The 25,997-nt window shown below is 61.3% G+C and carries 28 protein-coding genes; 14 read left to right on the top strand and 14 right to left on the bottom strand.

Annotated features, from left to right (window positions below; genetic code table 11):
- The first annotated feature begins 49 nt into the window (after window positions 1-49).
- The 4 genes from M2497_RS06445 (at window position 50) to rlmF (ending at window position 5,096) form a co-directional block, all read left to right on the top strand.
- Window positions 50-478, top strand: a complete 429-nt coding sequence (locus M2497_RS06445) for a DNA polymerase III subunit chi (RefSeq protein WP_012722396.1) — start codon at window positions 50-52, stop codon at window positions 476-478.
- A gap of 7 nt (window positions 479-485) precedes the next feature.
- Entirely contained in the window at window positions 486-869 is a 384-nt protein-coding gene (locus M2497_RS06440; protein WP_248486406.1) for a DNA polymerase III subunit chi, read from the top strand.
- 137 nt (window positions 870-1,006) lie between these two features.
- On the top strand, window positions 1,007-3,853 hold the full coding sequence (locus tag M2497_RS06435; protein ID WP_248486404.1) for a valine--tRNA ligase: 2,847 nt from the start codon (window positions 1,007-1,009) through the stop codon (window positions 3,851-3,853).
- A 226-nt stretch (window positions 3,854-4,079) separates the two neighbouring features.
- Window positions 4,080-5,096: a 23S rRNA (adenine(1618)-N(6))-methyltransferase RlmF gene (gene rlmF, locus M2497_RS06430; protein WP_071494019.1), complete on the top strand. Its 1,017-nt coding sequence runs from the start codon at window positions 4,080-4,082 to the stop codon at window positions 5,094-5,096.
- Between the two features lie 67 nt (window positions 5,097-5,163).
- Here the strand turns inward: rlmF and M2497_RS06425 are convergent, their stop codons facing one another.
- Window positions 5,164-5,445: an HU family DNA-binding protein gene (locus M2497_RS06425; protein ID WP_003188840.1), complete on the bottom strand. Its 282-nt coding sequence runs from the start codon at window positions 5,443-5,445 to the stop codon at window positions 5,164-5,166.
- Between the two features lie 397 nt (window positions 5,446-5,842).
- Between M2497_RS06425 and yejK the strand changes: the two genes are divergently transcribed.
- Window positions 5,843-6,847 carry a nucleoid-associated protein YejK gene (gene yejK, locus M2497_RS06420; RefSeq protein ID WP_010212893.1) on the top strand — a complete coding sequence of 335 codons (1,005 nt, stop codon included), beginning with the start codon at window positions 5,843-5,845 and terminating at the stop codon, window positions 6,845-6,847.
- Window positions 6,847-7,197, top strand: a complete 351-nt coding sequence (locus M2497_RS06415) for a glutaredoxin family protein (protein ID WP_248486402.1) — start codon at window positions 6,847-6,849, stop codon at window positions 7,195-7,197. Before yejK ends, M2497_RS06415 begins: the two co-directional genes overlap by 1 nt.
- Here M2497_RS06415 and M2497_RS06410 read toward each other — a convergent pair whose 3' ends face one another.
- Genes M2497_RS06410 through M2497_RS06390 form a run of 5 tightly spaced genes read right to left on the bottom strand, consistent with a single transcriptional unit; the run spans window position 7,198 to window position 10,959 of the window.
- Window positions 7,198-8,175, bottom strand: coding sequence for a FecR family protein (locus M2497_RS06410; protein ID WP_248486400.1), 978 nt, complete (start codon window positions 8,173-8,175; stop codon window positions 7,198-7,200).
- Window positions 8,172-8,750: an RNA polymerase sigma factor gene (locus M2497_RS06405; protein WP_248486399.1), complete on the bottom strand. Its 579-nt coding sequence runs from the start codon at window positions 8,748-8,750 to the stop codon at window positions 8,172-8,174. The genes M2497_RS06410 and M2497_RS06405 overlap by 4 nt, the downstream gene beginning before the upstream one ends.
- Window positions 8,751-8,758: 8 nt before the next feature.
- Window positions 8,759-9,085 (bottom strand): DUF3325 domain-containing protein, encoded by a 327-nt coding sequence (locus tag M2497_RS06400; RefSeq protein ID WP_248486398.1) that lies wholly within the window; start codon window positions 9,083-9,085, stop codon window positions 8,759-8,761.
- On the bottom strand, window positions 9,086-10,660 hold the full coding sequence (locus M2497_RS06395) for a PepSY-associated TM helix domain-containing protein (protein WP_248486397.1): 1,575 nt from the start codon (window positions 10,658-10,660) through the stop codon (window positions 9,086-9,088). It lies immediately after the preceding gene.
- On the bottom strand, window positions 10,657-10,959 hold the full coding sequence (locus M2497_RS06390) for a DUF3649 domain-containing protein (protein ID WP_058425790.1): 303 nt from the start codon (window positions 10,957-10,959) through the stop codon (window positions 10,657-10,659). The genes M2497_RS06395 and M2497_RS06390 overlap by 4 nt, the downstream gene beginning before the upstream one ends.
- A gap of 170 nt (window positions 10,960-11,129) precedes the next feature.
- On the opposite strand from M2497_RS06390, the gene M2497_RS06385 reads away from it, so the two are divergent.
- The 3 genes from M2497_RS06385 to fecA all read left to right on the top strand — a co-directional run bounded on the left by M2497_RS06385 (window position 11,130) and on the right by fecA (window position 14,984).
- Complete coding sequence (locus M2497_RS06385) at window positions 11,130-11,618, top strand: sigma-70 family RNA polymerase sigma factor (protein ID WP_248486396.1); 489 nt, start codon at window positions 11,130-11,132, stop codon at window positions 11,616-11,618.
- Window positions 11,615-12,556 carry a FecR domain-containing protein gene (locus M2497_RS06380; RefSeq protein ID WP_248486395.1) on the top strand — a complete coding sequence of 314 codons (942 nt, stop codon included), beginning with the start codon at window positions 11,615-11,617 and terminating at the stop codon, window positions 12,554-12,556. The genes M2497_RS06385 and M2497_RS06380 overlap by 4 nt, the downstream gene beginning before the upstream one ends.
- A gap of 91 nt (window positions 12,557-12,647) precedes the next feature.
- Complete coding sequence (fecA, locus tag M2497_RS06375) at window positions 12,648-14,984, top strand: TonB-dependent Fe(3+) dicitrate receptor FecA (RefSeq protein WP_248486394.1); 2,337 nt, start codon at window positions 12,648-12,650, stop codon at window positions 14,982-14,984.
- A gap of 90 nt (window positions 14,985-15,074) precedes the next feature.
- Here fecA and M2497_RS06370 read toward each other — a convergent pair whose 3' ends face one another.
- Window positions 15,075-15,947, bottom strand: coding sequence for a LysR family transcriptional regulator (locus M2497_RS06370; protein ID WP_248488174.1), 873 nt, complete (start codon window positions 15,945-15,947; stop codon window positions 15,075-15,077).
- Window positions 15,948-16,052: 105 nt separating this feature from the next.
- Here M2497_RS06370 and M2497_RS06365 point away from each other — a divergent pair, with 105 nt between their 5' ends.
- A complete protein-coding gene (locus tag M2497_RS06365; RefSeq protein ID WP_248486393.1) occupies window positions 16,053-17,564 on the top strand; it encodes an MFS transporter in 1,512 nt (503 codons plus the stop codon).
- A gap of 54 nt (window positions 17,565-17,618) precedes the next feature.
- Here the strand turns inward: M2497_RS06365 and M2497_RS06360 are convergent, their stop codons facing one another.
- Entirely contained in the window at window positions 17,619-18,029 is a 411-nt protein-coding gene (locus M2497_RS06360) for an HPF/RaiA family ribosome-associated protein (RefSeq protein ID WP_071488620.1), read from the bottom strand.
- Between the two features lie 212 nt (window positions 18,030-18,241).
- Window positions 18,242-19,189, bottom strand: coding sequence for a LysR substrate-binding domain-containing protein (locus M2497_RS06355; RefSeq protein ID WP_248486391.1), 948 nt, complete (start codon window positions 19,187-19,189; stop codon window positions 18,242-18,244).
- 137 nt (window positions 19,190-19,326) lie between these two features.
- Here M2497_RS06355 and M2497_RS06350 point away from each other — a divergent pair, with 137 nt between their 5' ends.
- The 3 genes from M2497_RS06350 to M2497_RS06340 all read left to right on the top strand — a co-directional run bounded on the left by M2497_RS06350 (window position 19,327) and on the right by M2497_RS06340 (window position 22,653).
- A complete protein-coding gene (locus M2497_RS06350; RefSeq protein ID WP_248486389.1) occupies window positions 19,327-20,703 on the top strand; it encodes an L-serine ammonia-lyase in 1,377 nt (458 codons plus the stop codon).
- Window positions 20,704-20,764: 61 nt separating this feature from the next.
- Window positions 20,765-22,051 carry a serine/threonine transporter gene (locus M2497_RS06345; RefSeq protein WP_248486387.1) on the top strand — a complete coding sequence of 429 codons (1,287 nt, stop codon included), beginning with the start codon at window positions 20,765-20,767 and terminating at the stop codon, window positions 22,049-22,051.
- A gap of 287 nt (window positions 22,052-22,338) precedes the next feature.
- Window positions 22,339-22,653 carry a DUF3509 domain-containing protein gene (locus tag M2497_RS06340; protein WP_058427809.1) on the top strand — a complete coding sequence of 105 codons (315 nt, stop codon included), beginning with the start codon at window positions 22,339-22,341 and terminating at the stop codon, window positions 22,651-22,653.
- Here the strand turns inward: M2497_RS06340 and M2497_RS06335 are convergent.
- The 4 genes from M2497_RS06335 to M2497_RS06320 all read right to left on the bottom strand — a co-directional run bounded on the left by M2497_RS06335 (window position 22,650) and on the right by M2497_RS06320 (window position 24,153).
- A complete protein-coding gene (locus M2497_RS06335; protein WP_058427808.1) occupies window positions 22,650-23,138 on the bottom strand; it encodes a phosphate-starvation-inducible PsiE family protein in 489 nt (162 codons plus the stop codon). The genes M2497_RS06340 and M2497_RS06335 overlap by 4 nt on opposite strands.
- 168 nt (window positions 23,139-23,306) lie before the next feature.
- Complete coding sequence (locus M2497_RS06330; RefSeq protein WP_248486385.1) at window positions 23,307-23,576, bottom strand: type II toxin-antitoxin system RelE/ParE family toxin; 270 nt, start codon at window positions 23,574-23,576, stop codon at window positions 23,307-23,309.
- Window positions 23,566-23,754, bottom strand: a complete 189-nt coding sequence (locus tag M2497_RS06325; RefSeq protein WP_248486382.1) for an antitoxin — start codon at window positions 23,752-23,754, stop codon at window positions 23,566-23,568. The genes M2497_RS06330 and M2497_RS06325 overlap by 11 nt, the downstream gene beginning before the upstream one ends.
- A gap of 153 nt (window positions 23,755-23,907) precedes the next feature.
- Window positions 23,908-24,153 (bottom strand): DUF6124 family protein, encoded by a 246-nt coding sequence (locus M2497_RS06320; protein WP_248486380.1) that lies wholly within the window; start codon window positions 24,151-24,153, stop codon window positions 23,908-23,910.
- Between the two features lie 423 nt (window positions 24,154-24,576).
- Between M2497_RS06320 and M2497_RS06315 the strand changes: the two genes are divergently transcribed.
- On the top strand, window positions 24,577-24,837 hold the full coding sequence (locus M2497_RS06315; RefSeq protein ID WP_003171979.1) for a YebG family protein: 261 nt from the start codon (window positions 24,577-24,579) through the stop codon (window positions 24,835-24,837).
- A 54-nt stretch (window positions 24,838-24,891) separates the two neighbouring features.
- Here the strand turns inward: M2497_RS06315 and M2497_RS06310 are convergent, their stop codons facing one another.
- Window positions 24,892-25,911 carry a Glu/Leu/Phe/Val dehydrogenase dimerization domain-containing protein gene (locus M2497_RS06310; protein ID WP_248486379.1) on the bottom strand — a complete coding sequence of 340 codons (1,020 nt, stop codon included), beginning with the start codon at window positions 25,909-25,911 and terminating at the stop codon, window positions 24,892-24,894.
- Window positions 25,912-25,997 lie beyond the last annotated feature (86 nt).

Genomic DNA, 25,997 nt, shown 5'->3' with positions numbered 1-25,997 from the left:
CTGAAGATTCCGGGGCGACTCTTACGTCGCCTCGGTCTCAGGAACCGCAATGACCCAAGTCGACTTCTATATATTGCCCAGCGCCGATCCGCTCGCGCGCCTGGACTTTGCCTGCAAACTCACCGAAAAAGCCTGGCGCATGGGCCACCGCATCTACCTGCATTGCAGCGATGCCGCCCAACGCGATGAGCTGGATGCCCGCCTGTGGCGCTTCAAGGGCGAAAGCTTCGTACCCCACGGCCCCGCCGAGTCTGAACCTGAAGGCCTGGTGGTGCTGGGTTTGGGTGACAGTTGCGGCGATCACCATGACCTGCTGGTCAACCTGGACCTGAAAGTACCGCCATTCGCCAAGGCTTTTGCCCGTGTGGCAGAGGTGGTGGTGGAAGATCCGGCTATTCGTCAGGCCGCGCGGGAGAGTTTCCGTTTCTACCGCGAACAGGGCTATCCTCTCCAGGATCACCGGCTACAACGACTTTGAGTAAATGATGGACACGCCAAACCCGCAGAAAAAAGACGACCACCTGCTGGACGACCTGGAGTCGATCCGTCAGTTACTGGGTGATGATGACTTGCAACCGCCGCTGTTGACCGAGACGGTCGATGGCGAGGTACAGATTCCGCTGCTGTTCGACATGGTCGGCGGCAAACCTGTCGCGCCGGAGCCGGTTGTCGAAGCTCCCGCCGTCGAACCTGCCCCCGCTGAAAAAGGGCCCGACGCCCTGCTACTGCACCTGGACAACGAACTGCGCGCCGCCGCACAACTGATCATGCAGGACGTGATCGACGACTTCGCCCCGCATATCGAAACCGAGATCAAGCGCCGGCTGGATGCGCGGATGGAGCGGCTGCTCAGCCAATACCAGTCCTGAGCCTTGCATAAACTTCCTGTGGGAGGGGACAAGCCTCCCACCTTTGATTTGCACAAGTCTTCAACTCGCCCTCAGCTCCCAGCCCCGTTATACTTGCCGGCTTTCCTGAATAAATGCCAACTAGGGTCCCGCCGCGCATGGATAAGACCTACCAGCCGCACGCCATCGAAACTTCCTGGTACAACACCTGGGAATCCGAGAATTATTTCGCCCCGCAAGGCGCGGGCGATTCCTACACCATCATGATTCCGCCACCGAACGTCACTGGCAGCCTGCACATGGGCCATGGCTTCAACAATGCGATCATGGATGCACTGATCCGTTTCCGCCGCATGCAGGGCCGCAACACCCTGTGGCAGCCAGGCACCGACCACGCCGGTATCGCCACCCAGATGCTGGTGGAACGTCAACTCGAAGCCAGCGGCCAGAACCGTCACGACCTGGGCCGCGAGAAATTCCTGGAAAAGATCTGGGAATGGAAGGATCAGTCCGGCGGCAATATCAGCCGTCAGATCCGTCGTCTCGGCTCGTCCGTAGACTGGAGCCGCGAGCGCTTCACCATGGACGACGGCCTGTCGGAATCTGTGAAAGAAGCCTTCGTGCGCCTGCATGAAGACGGCTTGATCTACCGCGGCAAGCGCCTGGTCAACTGGGACACCAAGTTGCACACGGCGATTTCCGACCTTGAAGTGGAAAACCACGACGAGAAAGGCTTCCTGTGGAACCTCAAGTACCCGCTGGCCGACGGCGCCAAGACCGCTGAAGGCAACGACTACCTGATCGTCGCCACCACGCGTCCGGAAACCATGCTCGGCGACGCCGCCGTGGCGGTTAACCCGAACGATGAACGCTACCTGGCGCTGATCGGCAAGTTTGTCGAACTGCCGCTGGTTGGCCGCCGTATCCCGATCATCGCGGACGACTACTGCGACCCTGAATTCGGCACCGGTTGCGTGAAAATCACCCCGGCCCACGATTTCAACGACTACGAAGTCGGCAAGCGCCATAACCTGCCGCTGCTGAATATCTTCGACAAGAACGCCGCCGTTCTGCCGGCCTGCCAAGTGTTCAACCTGGACGGCACACTGAACGAGAGCATCGACGGCAAGATCCCGGCTGAATACGCCGGCCTCGACCGTTTTGAAGCGCGCAAGCAGATCGTTGCTGCCTTCGACGCCGCCGGCCTGTTGGTGAGCGTTGACGACCACGGCCTGAAAGTGCCGAAGGGCGATCGCTCCGGCACTGTGATCGAGCCGTGGCTGACCGACCAGTGGTACGTGTCCACCAAGCCGCTGGCAGAACCGGCGATTGCCGCTGTGGAAGACGGCCGCATCCAGTTCGTGCCCAAGCAGTACGAAAACATGTACTTCTCGTGGATGCGCGATATCCAGGACTGGTGCATCAGCCGTCAACTCTGGTGGGGCCACCGCATCCCGGCCTGGTATGACGAGTCGGGCAAGGTCTATGTAGGCCGTGACGAGGCCGAAGTGCGCGCCAAGCACAACCTGGGCCCCGACGTTGCGCTGCAACAGGACAACGACGTACTGGACACTTGGTTCAGCTCGGGCCTGTGGACCTTCTCCACCCTGGGTTGGCCGCAACAGACCGAATTCCTGAAGAAATTCCACTCCACCGACGTACTGGTCACCGGCTTCGACATCATTTTCTTCTGGGTTGCCCGGATGATCATGCTGACCATGCACCTGGTGAAGAACGAGGACGGCACCCCGCAGGTACCGTTCAAGACCGTGTACGTGCACGGCCTGGTGCGTGACGGCCAGGGCCAGAAGATGTCCAAGTCCAAGGGTAACGTCCTGGACCCACTGGACATCATCGATGGCATCGACCTGGAAACCCTGGTGCAGAAACGCATCTCGGGCCTGATGCAGCCGAAACTGGCGAAGAAGATCGAGAAGCAGACCCGCGACGAGTTCGCCGATGGCATCGCCAGCTACGGCACCGACGCCCTGCGTTTCACCTTCTGCTCGCTGGCGTCTACCGGTCGCGACATCAAGTTCGACATGGGCCGCGTCGAAGGCTATCGCAACTTCTGCAACAAGATCTGGAACGCGGCGCGCTACGTGCTGGATAAAGGCGAAGACTGTGGTCAGAACGGCGAAGCCGTCGAACTGAGCCTGGCCGACCGCTGGATCATCTCGCAACTGCAACGCACCGAAGCCGAAGTGACCCGCCAGCTCGACCAGTTCCGTTTCGACCTGGCCGCACAGGCCCTGTACGAGTTCATCTGGAACCAGTATTGCGACTGGTACCTGGAACTCTCCAAGCCGGTCCTGTGGGACGAGAACGCACCGATCGAACGTCAGCGCGGCACCCGTCGCACCCTGGTGCGCGTACTCGAAGTGGCGTTGCGCCTGGCCCACCCGTTCATGCCGTTCATCACCGAAGAAATCTGGCAGCGCCTGGCGCCACTGGCCGGTATCGAAGGCAAGACCATCATGCTGCAACCTTGGCCGGTGGCCAACGAAGCGCGCATCGATGAAGCGGCCGAAAGCGATATCGAATGGCTCAAGACCCTGATGATGGGTACGCGTAACATCCGTGCCGAGATGAACATCGGGCCGGGCAAGCCATTGGCGGTGTTTGTGAAGAACGCCAGCGCCGAGGATCTGCGTCGTCTCGCCGAGAACGATGCGCTGCTCAAGAAGCTGGCGAAGCTGGAGTCGATCACCGTATTGGCAACCGGCGAAGAAGCACCGCTGTCCGCGACCGCACTGGTTGGCGAGATGGAAGTGCTGGTGCCGATGGCCGGCCTGATCGACAAGGGTGCCGAACTGGCCCGTCTCGACAAGGAAATCGCACGCCTGCAAGGCGAAGTGCAGCGGGTGGGCGGCAAGCTGTCCAACGCGGCGTTCGTCGACAAAGCGCCGGCTGAAGTGATCGAGAAGGAACGCGCCAAGCTGGCCGAGGCCGAACAGGCCCTGGGCAAGCTGGCGGAGCAACATGCGCGGATTTCCAGCCTGTAAGGTGTGAGTCGTGTAGAAAAAGAGACCTTCGGGTCTCTTTTTTTTGTCTGAAACGCCTATACACGCGGCCAATGTGGGAGGGGGCTTGCCCCCGATGGCGGTGTATCAGTCTCATTCCTTTTGACTGTCACACCCCCATCGGGGGCAAGCACCCTCCCACATTTGACCGGGACAGGCTCAGGATGTGTGACAATGCCCACCACTTTGAGCCAACACCAGAATCATCATGACCGCCCCCAGCACGCCAAAACCTCCGCGCAAGAAGCCTAAAACCGCAGCCACGGCCAAGCCCGTTGTGCCGCGCAAAGAGGCCACCCTGCATCCGCGCAACCGCCACACAGGCCGCTACGACTTCCCGGCGCTGATCAAGACCACGCCGGAACTGGCGCAATTCGTGATCATCAACCCGTACGGCAAGGAAAGTATCGACTTCGCCAGCCCGGATGCGGTGCGCGTGTTCAACCGTGCGCTGCTCAAAGCCTTCTACGGCATCCAGCACTGGGACATTCCGGCCGACTACCTGTGCCCACCAGTGCCGGGGCGTGCGGATTACGTACATTTCCTCGCCGACCTGCTGGCCAGCACCAATGAAGGCAAGATCCCGCGCGGTTCGATCGTCAAGGTGCTGGACATCGGCATGGGCGCCAACTGCGTCTACCCGCTGATTGGCTACATGGAATACCGCTGGAACTTCCTCGGCTCCGAGGTCGACCCTATCGCAGTGGCCGCAGCCAAGGCCATCGTGCAGTCCAACGACCTGAGCAAGGTCATCCAGTTGCGCCAGCAAACCAACCCCAAGCAGATCCTGCTAGGCTTGCTGGAGCCGGGTGAGCGCTTCGACCTGACGATGTGCAACCCGCCGTTCCATGCGTCCATGGACGAAGCGACCAAGGGCAGCGAACGCAAATGGCGCGCCCTGGGCAAGGCCGATCCCAAGCGCAAGTTGCCGGTGCTGAACTTTGGTGGCCAATCGGCTGAACTGTGGTGTGAAGGTGGCGAAGCGCGCTTTGTGACGCAACTGATCGCTGAAAGTGCGCATTTTGCCCACAAGGTGTTGTGGTTCAGTTGCCTGGTGTCAAAAGCGTCGAACTTGCCCGCGATCGAGACAGCCCTGAAAAAAGCCGGCGTGCTGGAAAGCCAGGTGGTGGAAATGTCCCAGGGGCAGAAGCAGAGCCGCTTTGTAGCCTGGACCTTCCAGACCAAGAACGAGCAACAGATCTGGCGCCAGCGCTGGGTGCGCTAGACACAAATCGCAGGCAACAAAAAACCGTGCCCGGATCGCTCCGAAGCACGGTTTTTTTTGCTGCGTCTTACTTGTTAACAGCGTCGGTCAGGCCTTTGGCCACAACCAGCTTGATAACTTTCTTGGCAGCGATTTCGATGGCAGCGCCAGTCGAAGGGTTACGGCCAGTACGGGCAGGACGCTCGGTCACTTTCAGTTTGCCAACGCCTGGCAGAGTGATTTCGCCGCCGTTTTCCAGCTGGTCAGCAACAACTTGGCTCAGTTGGTCCAGCAGAGCGCGCACGGTAGTTTTCGGTGCGTCTACTGCTTCAGCCAGGTCAGCGATCAGTTGGTCTTTAGTAATAGCCATTGTGGTGTTCCTTCCCTATCAAATTCATATGGATTGCAGAGTGCAGTGTCAGCCGTCGAGCCCGACCGTCATGGTCTGGCACCCCAGGCTTATAACCACGGAGATCGGGGTTATAGATGCTTGAAACGGGGATTGGTTCGACCTGACAGATGCTGAATGCACGCTTATCGCCGAGACTTGGCGTAAGACGGGGCAAAACTAGCACAGAGACGGGGAAATATCCGCCTCTACCTACCCATTTGGTCAGCTTTATCGCTCTAAACCGTGAAAAAAAGGCATATGCCCCGTCGGAAGCTGCCCAAAACACCCTTCGAAGCACGTCTTGGCCAATGGTGCGGTACACTTGGCGACTTTTCGGGGAGGCCCACCGCTCCCCTCTCAACCAGCCGAGAAGCCTATGCCGATCCGTCATTGCATCGTCCACCTGATCGACAAAAAACCCGACGGCACACCCGCAGTTCTCCATGCCCGCGACTCCGAGCTTGCCGAGTCGGCCGCCATCGAGAACATGCTTGCCGACCTCAACGAGAGCTACAACGCCAAACAAGGCAAGGCCTGGGGTTTCTTCCATGCCGAGTCGGGCGCGCACCCGTTCAGCGGCTGGTTGAAGGAGTATTTCGACGGCGGGCAGGATTTCACCACCTTCAGCCGCACGGCGGTCGAGCACCTGCAGAAGCTGATGGAAGAGTCCAACCTTTCCACCGGCGGGCATGTGCTGTTCGCCCACTACCAACAGGGCATGACCGACTACCTGGCCATCGCCCTGCTGCACCACAGCGAAGGCGTGGCGGTGACCGACGAGCTGGACGTGACCCCGTCCCGTCACCTGGACCTGGGCCAACTGCACCTGGCGGCGCGGATCAACGTGTCCGAGTGGCAGAACAACAAGCAGTCCAAGCAGTACATTTCGTTTATCAAGGGCAAGAACGGCAAGAAGGTGTCGGAATACTTCCGCGACTTCATCGGCTGCCAGGAAGGCGTCGACGGCCCGGGCGAAACCCGCACCTTGCTCAAGGCGTTCAGTGACTTCGTGGAGAGCGAAGACCTGCCGGACGAATCCGCCCGCGAAAAAACCAAGACCCTGGTGGACTACGCCAGCAGCCAGGCCAAGCTCGGCGAACCCATGGGCCTGGAAGAACTCTCGGGGCTGATCGATGAAGATCGGCCAAAGGCGTTCTACGACCATATCCGCAACAAGGACTACGGCCTGTCACCGGAGATTCCGGCGGATAAACGCACCCTCAACCAGTTCCGCCGCTTCACCGGCCGCGCCGAGGGCCTGTCCATCAGCTTTGAAGCACACCTGCTGGGCGACAAGATCGAGTACGACGAAGCCGCCGGCACCTTGATCATCAAGGGCCTGCCGACCCAACTGACCGACCAGCTCAAGCGCCGTAACTGATGCTCGGCGGGGTCTTCAAGAAAGTCCTGCTGGTATTGCTGGTGGTGGTGGTGATCCAGAACTGGGGCAAGATCGAGCGGGTGTTCAACCCATCGCAGGTGGTGCCAGAGCAGACGCGGGCGAAGGCGCGCGTGGCGCTCTACGCCACCGAGTGGTGCGGGTACTGCAAGCAGATCCGCCGTTTCCTGGACCAGAAAGGCATCCCTTACCAGGCGTTCGATATCGAGAAGGACGCCCAGGCGCGCAAGGCGTATGAGGCGTTGGGCGGCGGTGGGATTCCGTTCGTGGACGTGAACGGCACACTGATTCGCGAGTACAGCCCGGAGAAGATCATGGCAGCGCTGAAGTAATCAGCGCACCACGATCATGCGCCCCAGCACGTGGTGCTGTTCAAACCCCAGCACCGCCTGCAACGCATTCAGCACCGCCAGTGGGTCCTTGCTCGGGAAGCTGCCGCTGACGCGTTTGGCGCCCATCTCGTCGTTGAGCAACAGGATGCGACCGGGGTAGTAACGGCCCAGGTCCTTCACCACGTCCGCCAGCGGCGCCTTGTAGTAGTTGAGCCAGCCGTCGCGCCAGGCCAGGCGTGATTCGCTGTCGACCCCATGCATCGGTTCGGCACTGCCATCGGCGTAGGCCACTTGCTGGCCGGCGGTAAGAATCTGCTGTTGCCCCTGCTTTGACGGCGTCACGCCAACCCGCCCGGACAACACCGTTACCTGGGCGCCTGCCGGTTGCAGGCGCACTTCGAACTGAGTACCCAGCACCCGCGCTTCACCGCTGCCCGCCTCCACCACGAACGACTCACCGGTATGGGTCACGCTGAAAAAACCGGCGCCGCGACGCAACTGGATATGCCGCTCACCATGGTTGAAATCCACAGCGATGGCGCTGTCAGCGTCCAGGGTGACCTGGGATTTGTCAGCCAGCGTGACGGTTTTGATTTCCCCGGGCGCCGTCACGTAGTCCGCACCAAAGTCATCGACCCACCGCGACGGCTGCCAACCAGCCCCCATGGACACCATCACCAACAGGCACGCAGCCATGGCCAACGCCCCGGACCAACGCACCACCCGCGAACGCTTCGGGGTGTTCATCGCATTGAGGTAGCCCTGCAAGGCCATTGCCTCTTCATCCGCCAGCCTGCGCGCCGGAACTTCGCTCAACTCCCACAGCACCTGGGCCTGGGCATACGCCTCGACATGCGCAGGATCGGCCCGCAGCCAGCGGCTGAACGTGGCCTGGTCACCGCTGCTCGGCTGGTCATGCAACAGGCTCAGCCAGGCCAGTGCGGCGTGTTCCTGGGCGGGCGTGGGGGTGACGTTCACGGTGCTTTCCCTGGCGTGCGTGGGGATGAGGGGTCGCGAAGGCTGGCTTTACAGGCTTCGAGGGCACGCATCATATGTTTTTCCACGGCACTTTGGGACAGGCCCATGGCCTTGGCGATTTCTGCGTACTTGCGGCCGTGGATGCGGTTGAGCAGGAAAATCTGCCGAGTGCGCTCGGGCAAGCTGCGCAGGGCCGCTTCGACATGGCGCAGATCATTGCCAGCTTCCAGCGCCGCCTGGGGCTCGGAGCCTTGGTTGTCCTGCTGTTCGGGCAGCCAGCCTTCGTTGCTGCGCACTCGCGCGCCTTCGCTGCGCAAGTGATCGATGGCGATATTGCCGGCGCAGCGCAACAGGTAGGTACTGAGTTCTTCGACCTGCACCAGCGGCCGGCGCCAGAAGCGCAGGAACAGGTCCTGCACCAGGTCCGCCGCCGTCGCGCGGCACCCCACGCGGCGACTCACCAGGGCCTCCATCTGCGAACGCTGGGACAGGAACACCTGCAGGAAATGCGCACGCCCACCGGCCGCGTCAGCGTGCTGGCTGTCCTGGGGTTCGGGTGGGGTGCTGATCATCATGGGCGGGCTCAGAGGGTGGCGAAGGCTGCAACGGGGCTGGCGAGCAGGCCGACACCCGCCAGGATCAAGGCCAGCCTTGGCCTATATGGCAACAGCAACACCAGCAGCAATGCGCTGAGCATCAACACGGCGCACCACTCCACCAGGCCCTGGCCCCAACCGGCGATGGCCACGGCGGGCCAGATCGACACGGTCAGCAGCAACCACCCGACCACACGCAACCCCGTACGCCGACGGGACGAGAGTTTGCTGTGCAGCAACTCACCGTGATGACGGTCGGTGGATAAGCACAATGCGGTGAACCCGACGTAGCACATCAGCAGCGCCAGTAGCATTCAGTTCGCCTCCTGCTTGAGCGTCAACCCGCGTGCACGTTCGGCCTTGGGCGCAGGCACGGTGCGGTGCTGCATCTTCCAGGCTGCCCAGCCGAGGAACACGCCGCTGGCCAGGCACGTCAGGTCGAAGCCGGCCATGGCCCAGTCGCCGGTGGCCAATGAAACGCCCAGGTGATGCGAGGTGGTCAACGCGTTGAGCAATGGAATGGCAATAAACAGCAATGCGCCGACGCTCAACTGCTCGACCCAGCCCTGGCGGCCACGCCGCAGGATGGCGTGAAGCAGGCTCAGGCCCCAGGCAATAAAGAAGGTCTGCACTTCCCAGTCGGAACGCTCGGCGAAGCTCACCGGCAGCAGGCGGTTGGCCCAGAAGAACGCCGCGATAGCGATCATCAGCCCGGACATGCTGGCAATGTTGAGCACTTCCACCAATCGCAATTCGAAGGGCATCACGCCGGTCTTGGCGTGCTTGAGCTGACGCTTGCCAAGCCAGATGACCAGCCCGGTGCCGATCATCGCCGTGCCCGCGAGGCCGCAGATAAAGTACAACCAGCGCAGCACCGGGCCGGCGAAATGGCCCATGTGCAGGCCATAGAAACTGCCGCCGATGGCAGCCGGCAGCGACTGCCCGCCACTCACTCGCAACAGTTCGCCGGTGCTGCCATTGAAGGACACAGTACTGCCGAAATCGTGCACCACGCTGTCGGAACCTGCGCGGAACACATTGACCGAGGCGTTCACATCGCTGGGGTTATTCACCGCCACACGCCCCACATGCCCACCCGCCCACTGCGCCCGCGCCTGCTCGTACATCGGCACCAGCGGCAGCAATGTGGCTGGCTGGCCCAATGCAGGGGCGTTGTTGGTATTCGGGAACACCTCGCTGAAAAAGGCGCGGGTGTCGTTGCCGTAGGAAGCCAGGATCGGCGCCGGCATCACCATGCTCATGAAGATCACCAGGCTGCTGTAGGTGATCATCAGATGGAAGGGCAGCACCAGCACACCCACCGCGTTGTGCCCGTCGAGCCAGGAACGCTGGCCTTTGCGGGGGCGGAAGGTGAAGAAGTCCTTGAAGATTTTCTTGTGGGTGATGATGCCGGTGATCAGCGCGATGAACATCACCATCGCGGCGATGGTCGACAGCCAGCGGCCCCACGGGTAAGGCATTTGCAGCTGGAAATGGAAACGATAGAAGAACTCGCCGCCCATGCTTTCACGGGCCTGCACGGCCTGGCCGGTGACGGGGTCGAGGGTTTTCTGGATGAAGTTGCCACGCTTGCCGGGGTCGACTTTGTCCTGCCACATCACCGACAGGCCGGGATCGCGGCTATCCGGCAAGGTAATGAACCAGCGAGCGGCGGTGGGTGCGACCTGCTGCAGATAGGTTTGGGCGACGGTGAGGCTGCGTGCATCGTCCAGGGGACGGGCCTGCACTTCAGGCTGCATCCAATGGCTGATCTCATCCTTGAAATACGACAAGGTGCCTGTCAGGAAAATCGCAAACAGCAGCCAGCCAAAGATCAGCCCGGCCCAGGTGTGCAACCAGGCCATCGCCTGACGGAAACCCTCTTTCATACCCGTGTCATCCACAAGCCCACGCCCGCCAAGGTGGCAAACGCGGCACTTGGCAGCATCACGCCGAACCAGGCACGTGCGGCGCTGCGGCAGGCGAAACACCAGATGACTGCCAGCAGGTAGAACACGAAGGAACTCATCATCCCGGTGATCACCGCATCGGCGCGGGAGGTGGGCAGCCACAGCGCCAGGCAGATACTGGCCAGGGACGCCATCAGGTAACCGCCCACCACGGCAGCCAACACACGCGAGGTCACGGCAAGACGATAAGAGACAGGCAGCGAGGTTTTGCTTTTCATGCGGGAGGCGCCAGGTTCATCAGCGCGCAATATTAATGATAAATATTCTCATAAGCAAAACAGAACGGATGAATCACCTGCGCGGATGGATTGCCGAAGCCCTTCACGGCCCCTACAATGCGAACAATTCTTGTTCTCTAAAGCATGGCGATGCTTGTGGAGTGTCCCCGTTGAGCCCGTCCAACACCGTCGAAGTTTTGTACACCGACCATCACCGCTGGCTCACCGGCTGGTTGCGACGCAAGCTCGGCTGCCCGGAAAGCGCCGCTGACCTGGCCCAGGACACCTTCATGCGCGTGCTCACCGCGCGGGAAACCCCCACGCTGGTCGAGCCCCGTGCGTTTCTCACCACGGTTGCCAAGCGCGTGCTGTTCAACTTCTACCGCCGCCAGGACCTGGAACGCGCCTACCTCGATGCCCTGGCACACATGCCCGAACACGTGGCGCCATCCGAAGAAGAACGCGCAATCATCCTGCAAACCCTGGTCGAGCTGGACCAACTGCTCGATGGCCTGCCCGTGCAGGTCAAGCGCGCCTTCCTGCTGGCCCAGCTGGATGGCCTGACCTACGCGCAAATCGGCGCTGAGTTGGGGATTTCCATCGCCACCGTCAAGCGTCACCTGACCAAAGCGGCCATGCGCTGCTATTTCGCCCTATGACCTTCTCCACTCAAGTCGCCGAACAGGCCGTGCATTGGCTGATGGAAATGCAGCAAGGCGGCCTCAACCCACGCCAGCAGGCCGCTTGGCAACACTGGCTGAACGCCCACAGCGAACACCAGCGCGCCTGGGACCATATGCAACGCGTCAACCAGCGCCTGCGCGGCATGCCCTCGCCGCTGGCCCACGCGGCGTTGAACGCGCCAACCTCCACCAGCCGCCGCCAAGCGCTCAAGTTGCTGTTGATCCTCGGTGCCGGTTCGGCCGCCGCCTGGGGCCTGCGCCAGCAACATATCCTGCCGCCGCTGACCGCCGATTACCGCAGCCCCATCGGCCAGCGGCGCAAGGTGCAATTGGCCGATGGCAGCCAGTTGCAGCTCAATACCGGCAGCGCAGTGGATGTGCACTTCGATGGCCAGCAACGACTGATCCGCCTGCTTGAAGGCGAAATCCTGCTGACCGGTTTCGCCGGCAACACACCGCTTAACGTGTTGACCGGCCAGGGTCTACTTACCAGCCACGCGGCACGCATGAACGTGCGCCAGTTCAACGACCACACCCAGCTGGCGGTATTCGATGGCCGCGTCGAGGTAATGCCCAACACCTACAGCGGCCTGCCGCTGATGGTCGAGGCCGCGCGCCAGGTCAACTTCACCCGCAAAGGCTGGGATACCCCGCGCCCTACCGACGCCAACAGCGGTGCCTGGGCCGACGGCATGCTGGTCGCCTCCCACATGCGCCTGGAAGATTTCCTCGGCGAACTCGGCCGTTATCGTCGTGGCCAGGTCAACTGCGACCCGCAGGTGGCCAACCTGTTGATCTCCGGCAGCTACCCGCTGGACGACAGTGAACGCATTCTGGACCTGCTGGAAGTGAGCCTGCCGGTGAAAGTACGCCGCTTCACGCGGTATTGGGTGACGGTGCAGGCACGCGCCTGAAATTAATTTCAAACACTGTGAGCCGTTTTCCACACCTCGCGTGACAGAGAAGGAAAGCCCCCTTGATCCTTCCTTCTCAGGACCGCTCTTCATGTCCCAGCAACCGACGCTTCTCGCCCGCACCCTGCGCCAACTCCTGCTTGGCGCCAGCCTGAGTCTTACGGTACTGCCACACGCTATGGCAGACGAGGCCAAGCCTTATCACATCGCGCCGACTTCGCTGGAAGCGGCGTTGAATCAATTCGGACGTGAAGCGGGTGTGCTGATCTCCTTCGGCTCGCAAGTCACCGCAGGCATGCAGAGCCGTGGCTTGTCGGGTAACTATGGCGCCGCAGACGGCCTGCAGAAACTGCTGGAAGGCACCGGCCTGCAAGCCCGCGCCGAAGGCGACAATGCCTACAGCCTGCAGCCGGCCAGTGCACCGGCAACTATCGAGTTGGGCACCTCCAGCGTGGTCGGCGACTGGCTCGGCGACGCAGCACAGACCAACGTGTTCGAACACCCCGGCGCCCGTGATGTGATCCGCCGCGAAGAATTCGAACGCCAGGGCGCCACCCAGGCCAAGGACGTGCTCAATCGCATCCCCGGCGTCAACGCCCCGGACAACAACGGCACCGGCAGCCACGACATGGCGCTGAACTTCGGTATTCGCGGCCTCAACCCGCGCCTGGCCTCGCGTTCCACCGTACTGATGGACGGTATCCCGGTGCCGTTTGCGCCGTACGGCCAACCCCAACTGTCGTTCGCGCCGATCAGCATGGGCAACATGGATGCCGTCGACGTGGTGCGTGGCGGCGGCGCCGTGCGCTACGGCCCGCAGAACGTCGGGGGCGTGGTCAACTTCGTGACCCGCGCGATTCCGGATGCGCCTACCGTCAAAGGCGGCCTGCAGACCGAAACCAGCCCCTCCTCCAGCCATGACGGCTTCAAGACCACCGGCAACCTGCTGGCCGGCGGCACGGCCGACAACGGCCTTGGCGGTGCGCTGCTGTACTCCGGCACCCGTGGCGGCGACTGGCGCGAGAACAGCAACACGCGCATCGACGACCTGATCTTCAAGGGCAAATACCAGCTCGACGACGCCAACAGCTTCAACGCCATGGCGCAGTATTACGAAGGCCAGGCCGATATGCCTGGGGGGTTGAACGTTGCGGACTACAAGGCCGATCCGTACCAGTCCACCCGCCCCTACGACAAGTTCTGGGGCCGCCGTACGATGTTCAACGTCGGCTATCGCTATGAACAGGACCGTCGCGAATTCACCGTGAACAGCTTCTTCACCAAGACCTTGCGCAGCGGTTATCTGGACCAAGGCACCTTCCTCTCGCTGTCCCCGCGCGAGTACTGGGTAAGAGGCCTGGAAACCCGTTTCGCCCAAGGCTTTGATTTAGGCCCGACCAGCCACGAAGTGGGCGTCGGTTACCGCTACATCAACGAAGCCGGCCACGAACTGCGCTACCGCACGCCGATTGCCGCCAACCAGCAGATCCCCACCACCAACAGCCGCAACGACCGCGACACCCGTGGCGGCACCGAAGCCAACGCATTTTTCATCGACGACCGGATTGATATCGGCAAGTGGACCATCACCCCGGGCGTGCGCTACGAGATGATCGAGTCCCAGCAAACCAACAACCTCACCCACGTCAAGTACAAAGGCGACTACAACACCGCGCTGCCAGCGCTGAACGTGCTTTACCACCTCACCGACAGCTGGAACCTCTATGCCAACACCGAAGGTTCGTTCGGCAGCGTGCAGTACAGCCAGATGCCCAACCGCGTGACCAGCGGCGAAGTGAAACCGGAAAAAGCCCGTACCTGGGAACTGGGCACCCGCTACGACGACGGCACCTTGCGTGCGGAAATCGGCGCGTTCCTGATCAACTTCGACAACCAGTACGAAAGCAACCAGACCAACGACTCGGTGATTGCCCGTGGCGAAACCCGCCACCAGGGCATCGAGACCAGCGTCAACTACGCGCTCGATGGCTTGAGCCCGGCACTGGCCGGCTTTGATGTGTACGCCACCTACGCTTATGTCGACGCCACCATCCGCGAGGACGGCCCGAACAAAGGCAACCGCGTACCCTTCTCGTCCAAGCACAAAGGCACCCTGGGCGTGGGTTACACCGAAGGTCGCTGGAAGCTCAACCTGGACAGCAGCTACCAGAGCAGCCAGTTCGCCGACAACGCCAACACCCAGGCCGAAAGCGCCGACGGTGCGAATGGGCGCATCCCCGGCTACATGTTGTTCAGCAGCCGCGCCGCGTATGACTTCGGCCCGCAGTTGTCGGATCTGAATGTGGCGGTGGGGGTGAAAAACATCTTCAACAAGCAGTACTACACGCGCTCGTTCGACGATAACAACAAAGGCAAATACGTCGGCGAGCCACGCACGGTGTACGTGCAGACCTCGATCGCGTTCTAACCGCGCGAGAAGCACTCCCTGTGGTGAGCAGATTTGTTGTGGCGAGCGGGCTTGCCACAATGGACACTGCTCATCCCCGACCGTCTGCTTCTAACTGCCCGCCAGGCAACTGGGGGTAGCTGCGACCAAAGCGTCGATGGCGCAACGGGTTTTGGCCGGCATATGCGCGGCGGTCGGCCAGATCACGTGGATCGGCGAGGGTTGCTCACGGTAGGCGGGCAACACCGCTTCCAATTGCCCGCGCAGCACGTAGTGTGCAATCAACCAACTGGGCAACCAGGCCAGGCCGACGCCCGCGATGGCAGCGTCCGCCACGGCCTGGAGGTCATCCAGCACCAACGGCGAAACGACCCGCGAGCGGTGCGGCGTATTGCTGCGGTAGGCAATGCCGCGGTGGCCGGCAAGGTCATCCGTCGATTCAATCCGCCCCACCCGCTGCAAGTACGCCGGTGAAGCGGCCAGCCCCACAGATTGTTCACCCAGGCGCCGTGCACTCAAGCGGTCGGTGTCGGGCAAAGGGCCGATTCGCACAGCGATATCAAAGCCTTCCTGCACCAGGTCGGTCATGCGGTCAGCGAAACACACCTCGATCTCCAGTTCCGGATAGCGGTCCATCAACCCCCACAAAGCGGGCGCCGCATAGTGATGCCCGAAAGCCAGCGGCACGCTGGCGCGCAGTCTGCCGCGTGGCTGCTGCCGGCCGCTTTCCAGCACCGATTCAGCGGCTTCGAGTTCGGCCAGTGCGCGCAGACAATGCTCGTAGTACGCCTGCCCGTCCTCCGTCAGACGCTGGCGGCGAGTGGAGCGCTGCAACAGGCAAGTCCCCAGCCGCGCCTCCAGCCGTGCCAGGCCCTTGCCCACCGCCGAACGCGTCAGGTTCAGGCGTTCGGCAGCCTCCGTGAGGTTGCCGCTCTCGACGATCTGCAGAAACAGTTCAACGCCATCAAAACGCGCAGTGGTCATGATTATATTGTCGCCCATGATTCCCTTATTGCCGGAAAACTTATCACGAATAAAGAAACAGATTCCCCTGAAAATCTAACAATCCCTCAACCTCAGGAGAATCCCATGCCACCCGCCGCCACGTTATCGGCCGCCAACCCACCCCGCTCCGCCAGAAACGGCCTCGCCCTCACCGCCGTATGCCTTGTCGCCCTGATGTTCGGCCTGGAGATCTCCAGCGTGCCGGTGATCCTGCCCACGCTGGAACAGCAACTGGGCACGGGTTTCCAGGATGCCCAATGGATCATGAATGCCTACACCCTGGCCTGCACCAGCGTGTTGATGGCCGCTGGCACCCTGGCCGACCGCTTTGGTCGCAAGCGCATGCTGGTGCTGTGTCTGTGGTTGTTCGGGCTGGCTTCGCTGGCGTGCGGGCTGGCGAACGATGCACCGACGCTGATTGCCGCACGCTTCGTCCAGGGCGTGGGCGCCGGGGCGATGATGATTTGCCAGTTCGCGATTCTGTCGCACCTGTTTCGCGAACCGGCGGCGCGGGCACGGGCGTTCGCGATCTGGGGCGTGATCGCTGGCGTGGGCCTGGGCTTCGGGCCGATGGTGGGCGCATTGATCCTGGCGGTAGCGGACTGGCGCTGGGTGTTCCTGGTGCATGTGCCGCTCACCGTGTTCACCCTGGTGCTGCTGCACGTGAGCGTGCAGGAATCCCGCGACCCGGCCAGCCACCGCCTGGACATCGCCGGTATGCTCACCTTGACGCTGTCAGTGTTCGCGCTGGTCTATTTCATCACCCAGGGCACCGAGAACGGTTTTGGCACACCGATCATGCTCGGTTGGGCTGGGCTGGCGGTGGCCGGGTTGCTGCTGTTCATCGTCGTTGAGCGACGCAGCGCCCACCCGATGTTCGACTTCTCGGTGTTCCGCATCCAGCGCTTCAATGGCGCCTTGATGGGTTCCATCGGCATGAACTTCAGCTTCTGGCCGTTCATGATCTACCTGCCGCTGTATTTCCAGGCGGGCCTGGGCTACGACACGCTGACCAGCGGCGGCGCCCTGCTCGCCTACACCCTGCCCACGCTGCTGGTGCCGCCGCTGGCGGAGCGCCTGGCCCTGCGCTACGGCGCCGAGCGCATCATCCCGTTGGGCCTGGGTTTGATGGGTGCGAGTTTCCTGGCCATGGCCGCCGCCAATCGGGCGGCGCAACCCAGCATCCTGCTGATCCTGGCCAGTTGCATCATTGCCGGCGTGGGCCTGGCACTGACCAACTCCCCCACCACCAACACCACCACGGGCTCGGTGTCGGCGGACCGCGCCGGCATGGCCTCGGGCATCGACCTGAGCGCACGGCTGATTACCCTGGCGCTCAACATCGCGTTGATGGGGTTGGTGCTGTTGCTGGGGATCAGCGCTCAACTGGCCAATGTGCTGCCGGGCGCCACGGCGCTGGATTGGCCGGGCATCAGCCAGAACATCGCGGCGGGTAAGCTCGATGTACCGGGGGTGAGCGTCGCGCAGGCCCAGGCCGCACTGCGTCATGGTGCCGGCTGGGCGATGCTGTTTGCAGGGTTGGGTGCCTGTGGGCTGGCGCTATCGAGCCGGTACTTTTTCCGACGCGGGCAGTAAATGAAAACGGGCCTGCAAATGCAGGCCCGTTCTTAGTGGAGCGTGAGAAAGTTATCAGCCGTTGAACACGGCACGTTCTTTTTCCAGAAACTCCTGCTCTAGCTCATCTTCATTGACTTTGGTGGTCGGCTGGCTTTTCCCGGCAGCGCGCGGCTTGCCTTGCAGTTTGCCAAACAGATGTTCCAACGCATGGTCCAGCTTGGTCGCCGCACCGTCGATCGCCTGTTCCAGGGTATCGGCCTTGTGCAGCACCGACAGCGGCTGATGGCCTTTTGGCCGCGCTTCCAGGCGGCAACTCAAATCGTGGGGACCGGGCTTGTCGCCGTTCTCATCCCGCAGGTAGACCTCCACTCGGGTCAGGTCTTCTTCGTAGCGTTCGAGCGTGCTCTCAATGGTAGTACGTACCCACTCCTCCAGTCGGATGCTGCTTTCAATATGGTTATCGCTATTGACTTGGATTTGCATAGTTCTTCCCTTATTTCAGCTAGCTCGCGAGAGGTCACAACTGCGACACCGGGGTGGTGAAACCATGACCTCTTGATTACACAATTGAGCAGTCCGCAGAACAATTCAACCCCTTTGCAAAGATAAATCCCACATTACAAATTAAGTCTGACTACGAGCAAAAACGCTGTTAGGGTGGGGAGTTAGTTACATCTTCTTACGCACAGCTAACCTCACAATTGCCCCTCTCCCAACGGATGCAATCCGCGAAAGATCTCCGCTTCTTCCACCAGCCAATCATGCACCGCACGCACACCCGGATGGCTCAGCGCACCCGGCGCATACAGCAACACGTAGCGTTTATGGTTAGGCACAGCCAGGCCGAAGGGCACGATCAGGGTGCCGCGCTCCAACTCATCATTAAGCAACGTACGCCGTGCGATGGCCACGCCCATGCCGGCGATGGCGGCCTCAATGGTCAGGTGGTTACGGTTGAAGGTATGGCCACGGCGCACATCGGCGTCGTGGTAGCCGATGGCATTCAGGTAAAACTCCCACTCCGCATACTCATAGCTCCCACGCCAGGCGGTGATGTCATGCAGCAGCGGGAAATGCACCAGGTCGGCCGGACCATGCAACGGTGGGCGACCGCGCAGCAGGCTCGGCGCGCACACCGGGAAAATCTGCTCGTCGAGCAAGGCTGTGGATAACAGGCCGGGGTAACTGCCGTCATTCAAGTCGATGGCCAGGTCGAAGTCGCCCTCGTGCAGGGCGATGCTGCTGTCCTCGGCGACCATGCGCAGCTGAATATCCGGAAAGCGCTGCTGCAGGCGCGGCAGACGCGGGGTCAGCCACTTGCCGAGAAACGACGGGATCGAGCGCAGGCGCAGGGTGCCGCTGATCATGCCCGCGTCCAACCGCTGCAATTCGGTATCGATGCTGCCGTAGGCCTCCCCCACCGTCGCGGCCAGGCGCTGCCCCTCGGCACTGAGCTCCACCCCACGGGCGCGCCGATGAAACAAACGAAACCCCAATCGCTCCTCCAACTGACGAATTTGCTGGCTCACCGCGCCCGGTGTGATGTGCAGTTCTTCGGCGCAACGGGTGAACGACAGGTGCCGCGCTGCACAGGAAAAAACGTGCAGCCAGACATACGTCTGGCCATGAAGGGGCCGGGTCATAGCGTTTAGTCCTGCTAAAGGGTGTCTTAGGATAATTCGTTGGTCAGTGCCGTGCTAGAGGCTCAGTATCGCGCCAATTGCGCTCGTCCTACAAAACATGGCAGCGATTCCTACTCCATTGCTTGTAAGGCTTTAGCATGGCTATCAGTGTATTTGATCTATTCAAGGTGGGCATCGGCCCTTCCAGCTCCCATACCGTCGGCCCCATGCGCGCGGCGGCGACCTTTGCACAGGCCCTGATCGACCAACAACTGCTGAACCACACTCACCGTGTGGAGGTGCGCCTGTATGGCTCGCTGTCCGCCACCGGTGTCGGCCATGCCACCGACCGCGCCTGCGTAATGGGCTTGATGGGCGAGTGGCCAGACACCGTCGATCCCACCTCGATCAATGCCCGTATCCAGCAACTGCGCGAATCCGGCCGCCTATTGCTCGCAGGCCAACAGGAGATTGCCTTCAACTGGCACACCGACCTCCTGCTGCTGGACGAAAGCCTGCCCTACCATCCCAACGCCATGTCCCTGCATGCCTACGGTGAAAACGGCCTGCTGAGCGAGCAGACCTACTACTCGGTGGGCGGTGGTTTCATTATCGAAGCGGCCGAGGCAGCCTCTGGCATTGCGCCGACCAGCGATGTGCAATTGCCCTACGACTTCTCCAGCGCCGTCGAGCTGCTGGCCTTGTGCAACAAGCACGGCCTGCGGGTTTCCGAACTGATGATGGCCAACGAACGCGCATGGCGCAGCGATGCAGATATTCGCAGCGGCCTGCTGCATATCTGGTCGGTGATGCGCGAATGCGTGGAGCAAGGCCTGCGCGATGAAGGCATCCTGCCGGGTGGCCTGGACGTGCCGCGCCGCGCCGCGAAACTGCACCGCAGCCTGTTGGAAATCGGCAAGCCGAATGTCATTACTTCTACCTTGTCGGCCATGGAATGGGTCAACCTGTTCGCCCTCGCCGTCAACGAAGAAAACGCCGCCGGCGGGCGCATGGTCACCGCGCCGACCAACGGCGCCGCCGGGATCATCCCGGCCGTGCTGCATTACTACATGAAGTTCAATGCCGACGCGTCCGACGACGATGTGGTCAATTTCTTCCTGGCTGCCGCCGCCGTCGGCATCCTGTGCAAGAAAAACGCCTCCATCTCCGGCGCCGAAGTCGGCTGCCAGGGCGAAGTCGGCTCGGCCTGCGCCATGGCCGCCGCCGGCTTGGCGGACGTGCTCGGTGCAACTCCCGAGCAGCTGGAAAACGCCGCCGAGATCGGCCTGGAGCACAACCTGGGCCTCACCTGCGACCCGGTCGGCGGCTTGGTGCAAGTGCCATGCATCGAGCGCAACGCCATCGCCGCCGTCAAGGCGATCAACGCCACGCAAATGGCCCTGCGCGGTGACGGCAAACACTTCATTTCCCTCGACCGGGTGATCCGCACCATGCGCGATACCGGCGCCGATATGCATGACAAATACAAAGAAACTTCACGGGGCGGCCTGGCGGTCAGCTGGGTGGAGTGCTGATCGGAGCACTGCTACCTGCCCCAACGTGAGCCCGCGCAAAAATAATAACGAGGCAATAACGATGACCGATGTACGTACACCTGCCGTAGAAAACCCTGCTGTAGAAGCAACCGTGACCACCGGCTGGACCCAACATGACACCACCTGGATGCTCGGCCTCTACGGCACCGCCATCGGCGCCGGCACCCTGTTCCTGCCGATCAATGCCGGCGTCGGCGGTTTTTGGCCACTGATCGTGCTGGCACTGCTGGCCTTCCCGATGACCTTCTTCGCCCACCGTGGGCTGACGCGCTTTGTGCTGTCAGGCAAATCCGGCGACATCACCGAAGTGGTCGAAGAGCACTTCGGCATCGGCGCGGGCAAGCTGATCACCCTGCTGTATTTCTTCGCCATCTTCCCGATCCTGCTGGTGTACAGCGTGGCGCTGACCAACACCCTCGGCAGCTTCATGGAACACCAACTGCACATGACCCCGCCGCCCCGGGCGATCCTGTCGCTGGTGCTGATCCTCGGCCTGATGGCCATCGTGCGTTGCGGCCAGGGCGTGATCGTCAAGGCCATGAGCGTGCTGGTGTACCCGTTCGTCGCGGCGCTGCTGTTGCTGGCAATCAGCCTGATTCCCAACTGGAACGGCGCGTTCTTCGCTTCCGCCAGCGAGGGCATGCCCCTGCCGATATTCTTCAAGACCCTGTGGCTGGCGATCCCGGTGATGGTGTTTTCGTTCAACCATTCACCGATCATCTCCGCCTTCGCCGTCGACCAGAAACGCGTGTACGGCGCCCAGGCCGAGCGTAAAAGCAGCGGCATCCTGGCCACCGCCCACGGCATGATGGTGCTGACCGTGATGTTCTTCTGCTTCAGTTGCGTACTGGCACTGTCGCCGGCCGACCTGGCAGCGGCCAAGGCGCAGAACATCTCGATCCTGTCGTACCTGGCCAACCACTTCCAGACGCCGGTGATCGCCTACGCCGCGCCGCTGATTGCGCTGGTGGCCATCACCAAATCCTTCCTCGGCCATTACATCGGTGCCAGCGAAGGCTTTCAGGGCATGATCGTCAAATCCCTGCGCGGTCGTAACCGTTCGATGTCGTCGAAATGGCTGGAGCGCTGCACCGCGCTGTTCATGGTACTCACCTGCTGGGCCGTGGCCACCTTCAATCCGAGCATCCTGGGCATGATCGAGACCATGGGCGGGCCGATCATCGCGTGCCTGCTGTTCCTGATGCCGATGTATGCAATCCGCCGCGTGCCAGCTCTGCGCCAGTATTCGGGCCAGCTGTCGAACCTGTTTGTGGTGGTGATCGGCTTGATTGCGCTGTCTGCGATCGTTTTCTCGGTACTGCCCTGAAACAGGTCACCCACCTCAAGCACAACCCGAAACAACTGTGGGAGGGGGCTTGCCCCCGATAGCGGTCTTTCAGCCGAGCATTCATTGGCTGACACACTGCTATCGGGGGCAAGCCCCCTCCCACATTGGGATACGAGCGCCGCACGGCACGGCCTTTGCTGTACAGCTGTGGAGGCAAACGGACCTTGTGAAACCTCAGCGACGGAGTGGCCGGTGGTCAGGCAACGCGAACTAATCCCGATACCGGTCGTCAATGACTGCATGTTCTTATCAGGCGGTAACGCACCATGGACAACCCTTTTCAGATCATCACCGACACCTTCACGCCCGAATACCGTGTCAACCTGAGCATCCAACGGTTGGACGGCAGCATCATGCTGACCCTCTCCAACGAACAAGGCGTGGTGGCCAAACGCATGATCAGCGCCGAACAACGCAACGATCCAAAGCGACTCAAGCGCCTGGTGCAAAGCATCCAGTTCGGCATTGCCATCGAGCAGGGCCACAGCGCCTTGGACATCCTCACGGTGATGACGGATGGCGACCACAAAGTGCTCCAGCGGCCGCCTACCCGCACCCTGCCCTTCAGCGTCGGGCTTTAAAGCTCGCCCTTTTCGGTTTCCAGGCTCGCCTCGCCCTTGCGACGCGGGCCTTCGACCTTCACGGAGGGGAACGCCGACGAGGCGTAGCGCACCACCAGGATCGAGAACGCCAGCAGCAGAATCCCACCGCACAGGTAGATGATGCCTACATCCGGCGGGTTGTGGTGGGACACGTTGGAGATCAGCAGACGCGTCAGCGCGGTGATTGCCACGTAGATCAGGAAGCGTACCGGCATGTGGTTGGTCTTGAAGTAAATCCCCACCATCGCGCCCAATTCCAGGTAGATGAACAGCAGCAAGATGTCATCGATCTTGATGTGCCCGTTCTCCAGCATCCCCAGAAACTCCATCACCGCCGCCCAGGCCGTCACCGCACCAATGGCGAACAGCGCCAGGTAGTGGAACGACTCGACGAACAGGTTACCCAGGGACTCGGCCAGCCCGTGTACTTGCTGGCGCAGCCTTTCGGCCCAGTTGATTTTCACGATGATGCTTCCTTAGGTCGACTCGACCGGATAATGCGGGTTGGACGTGACGGTTGTTCTGCATGCAGAAAAAAGGCCAGGGGCGGGTATAAGATGATGGCGGGGTGACATGAGACACGTATAAGGATGAGCAGAGTAGAAACTATGCTCATCCGAAGTACGGATCGGTCAGGGATATCGCTGGCGTGCGTGTAAAACAGAGAGAACCCGAATGTTGTCTGTCACCTTGTAAACGACCAGGTAATTCGGATGTACCACCATCTCGCGCGTACCGAGGATTCTGCCAGGACGGTAAAGATGGGGTCTGCGGGAGAGAGCCAGAACTGAAGCTTCGATTGAGCGCTTTAGCTCAAGAGCTGCTACAGGATTGCGATGATTGAGGTATTCAATAATTTGCCGAAGTTCGACCCGCGCTGCGGGCACCCACTCAATCAGCATCGCCTTTCTTGAGTTTGGACTCGATCAGCGCTTGCATCTCGGCCATCACCTCATCGTGAGGAATGCCGGGGCTGGTGTCTTCAAGAGCAGCTTGTATCTTGGCGCGAAACCAGCGGTCGTAGCTATCGGCCTGCTCTTCGGTATCTGCCTGGGTACCAGAGGAAAAGGAAGTGTCCATAAAAGCCTCCGTTGTCGATGAAGAAGGAGTCTAGTCGCTGGCGTTTTCGCTGTCGTGTTCTGAGCGATCAAGTGAGTAACAGAAAAAATCGAAGCCACCGAGACCATGTTTTGACCGCTCCCGCAACCGCGGGAGCGGTCAGAGGGCGAAGCATCAAACTGGTGCGACTTTCTCTAACGCTCGGTCGACTAACAGACAGCCTATCTCAACCAATTGGTGAATGGCTAACACTAGACTCCGCTGCGGACCGTCAAGGTCGAATGCCAGCGTAGTGGCCATTTCACGGGCGCTGCTTAGAGTTTCGCTGGCGTTGGCCAGTAATGTTTCTGTGTCAGCTTCAGGTGTAACGCGAAATAGCGTCGAATCGATAGACGGAGGGTTGGGAGTGATTTTCTTCATCGGTCTAGTTCCTTAGTAAAGAAACCATCACCGTCTGCCGCCAAGCAGGTTGGGTGACGGATTGCACAAGGTTGGCGGACCGGTAAGGAACGACCCGGCACCCCGAGGGGTCCATGCGCAACCCGCCATGACATAAGAATACAAATGCAAAAAAGCATCTGTATCTCATAGAGGGTTGTTGCGCTTCCTTGTTGGGCCGCCAAGCCCATTCGCTGCCAATGCAGCGCCCGAGGAAGGTAAGCCGCCGGACAATTCCAGCGCAACCCCGGCAAGTTGTCAGAAATTTCCGTTGTAGCAAACCCCCATTTCCCGACTACATTAAAAAACTGCTACCCAAACCCCACGGTTTGGCTTACCCTTTTCGCTGTATATAAATACAGTAGTCGCAAAAGACAACTATCGTGAAGGCATGTGAGGTGGTGAATGGCCGTCGAAGTGGTATACCGCAGCAGCCGAGATCTGGAGCGTTTGTTCATGGATAAAGCCGAAGCTGACCGTCATGACAAGATGCTTGAACTCGCTGAGTTGCTCGCAGAAGTGTTGCAAAAAGCCGTGCCGTCCCTGAGCGAGCAGCAGGTGGAAGAAGCCGGGATCTACATGGCGAAGAACCGCGATGTGTTTGCCAAGGCGTTCAAGAGCCAGCCGGACGCGTTGTCCGAGTTGCTGAACGCAGCGGCGGAATAAAGCCCGAATTGAACAGGCCCTGAATCTTTGGTTCAGGGCCTTTTTAATACCTGGCTATTGGTAAAGCAGGCGCTCGGCGAGTTCGTCGGCCACGCGGGCGGGTGAGCGTTTTTCGGCCTGGGCGTGGGCGAAGATTTCGGTGAGGCGCGTGCCGATGTTGGACAGGTGCGCGGTGATGGACGGCAACTCGGCACCGCTGTGCTTGAGGGCGACGTAGATCAGCCCTCCCGAGTTGATCACGTAGTCCGGTGCGTAGAGGATGCCGCGCGCCTCCAGTTGATCGGCGTTGTCCAGGTGGGTCAGTTGGGCACTGGCAGAACCGGCCACGGCGGCGCAGCGCAGTTGGCCGACGCTCTGGCGGTTGAACACGGCGCCAAGACCGCAGGGCGCAAGGATGTCGCACGGTGTGCTGAGCAAGGCGTCGTTGGCGATGGGGTGCGCCCCCAGTTGCTCCATGGCCAGTTGCACCTTGCCGTGGTCGATGTCACTCACCAGCAGTTCGGCGCCGGCCGCGTGCAGCTGTTCGGCCAGGGCGAAGCCGACGTTGCCCAGGCCCTGGATAGCGACGCGCAAGCCTTCGAGGTTGTCGCTGCCCAGGCGCGCCATGGCGGTGGTGCGGATGCCGGCGAACACGCCCATGGCGGCGTGGGGCGAAGGGTCGCCTGCGGCGGTGGTGCTGGTGACGTAGCGGGTGTGCTGGGCGATGCAGTCCATGTCGGCCACCGAAGTGCCGCTGTCGATGGCCGTGATGTAGCGTCCGTCGAGCTGTTCGATGCAACGGCCGAAGGCTTCAAACAAGGCAGCACGGCTTTCCACATGGGCGGGACGCAGGATCACGGCGGTGCCACCGCCCACCGGCAAACCGGCCAGGGCCGCCTTGTAGCTCATGCCCTGGGCCAGGCGCGCGGCATCCGCCACGGCACTTTCGTCGTCGGGATAGGAGAGGTAGCGACAGCCACCGAGGGCGGGCCCCAGGCGGCTGTTGTGGATGGCAATGACCGCCTTCAGCCCGGTGACCGGGTCGACGCTCAAGTGCAGCGATTCAAGGCGGGTGCTGTGCATGAGAGCAAACATCGTCAAGCTCCCGAGTCACTTCTGGTAGTGGGCCAAGTATAGGCTTGCGGTAGAAAACTGCCGGAATACGCTGGAATAAGCCGTTC

Origin of the sequence: Pseudomonas sp. CYM-20-01, from assembly GCF_023169845.1 — a bacterium.
Taxonomy (GTDB): domain Bacteria; phylum Pseudomonadota; class Gammaproteobacteria; order Pseudomonadales; family Pseudomonadaceae; genus Aquipseudomonas; species Aquipseudomonas azotoformans.
The sequence above is the reverse complement of the archived record's forward strand: the minus strand, read 5'-3'. Positions and strand labels throughout refer to the sequence as shown.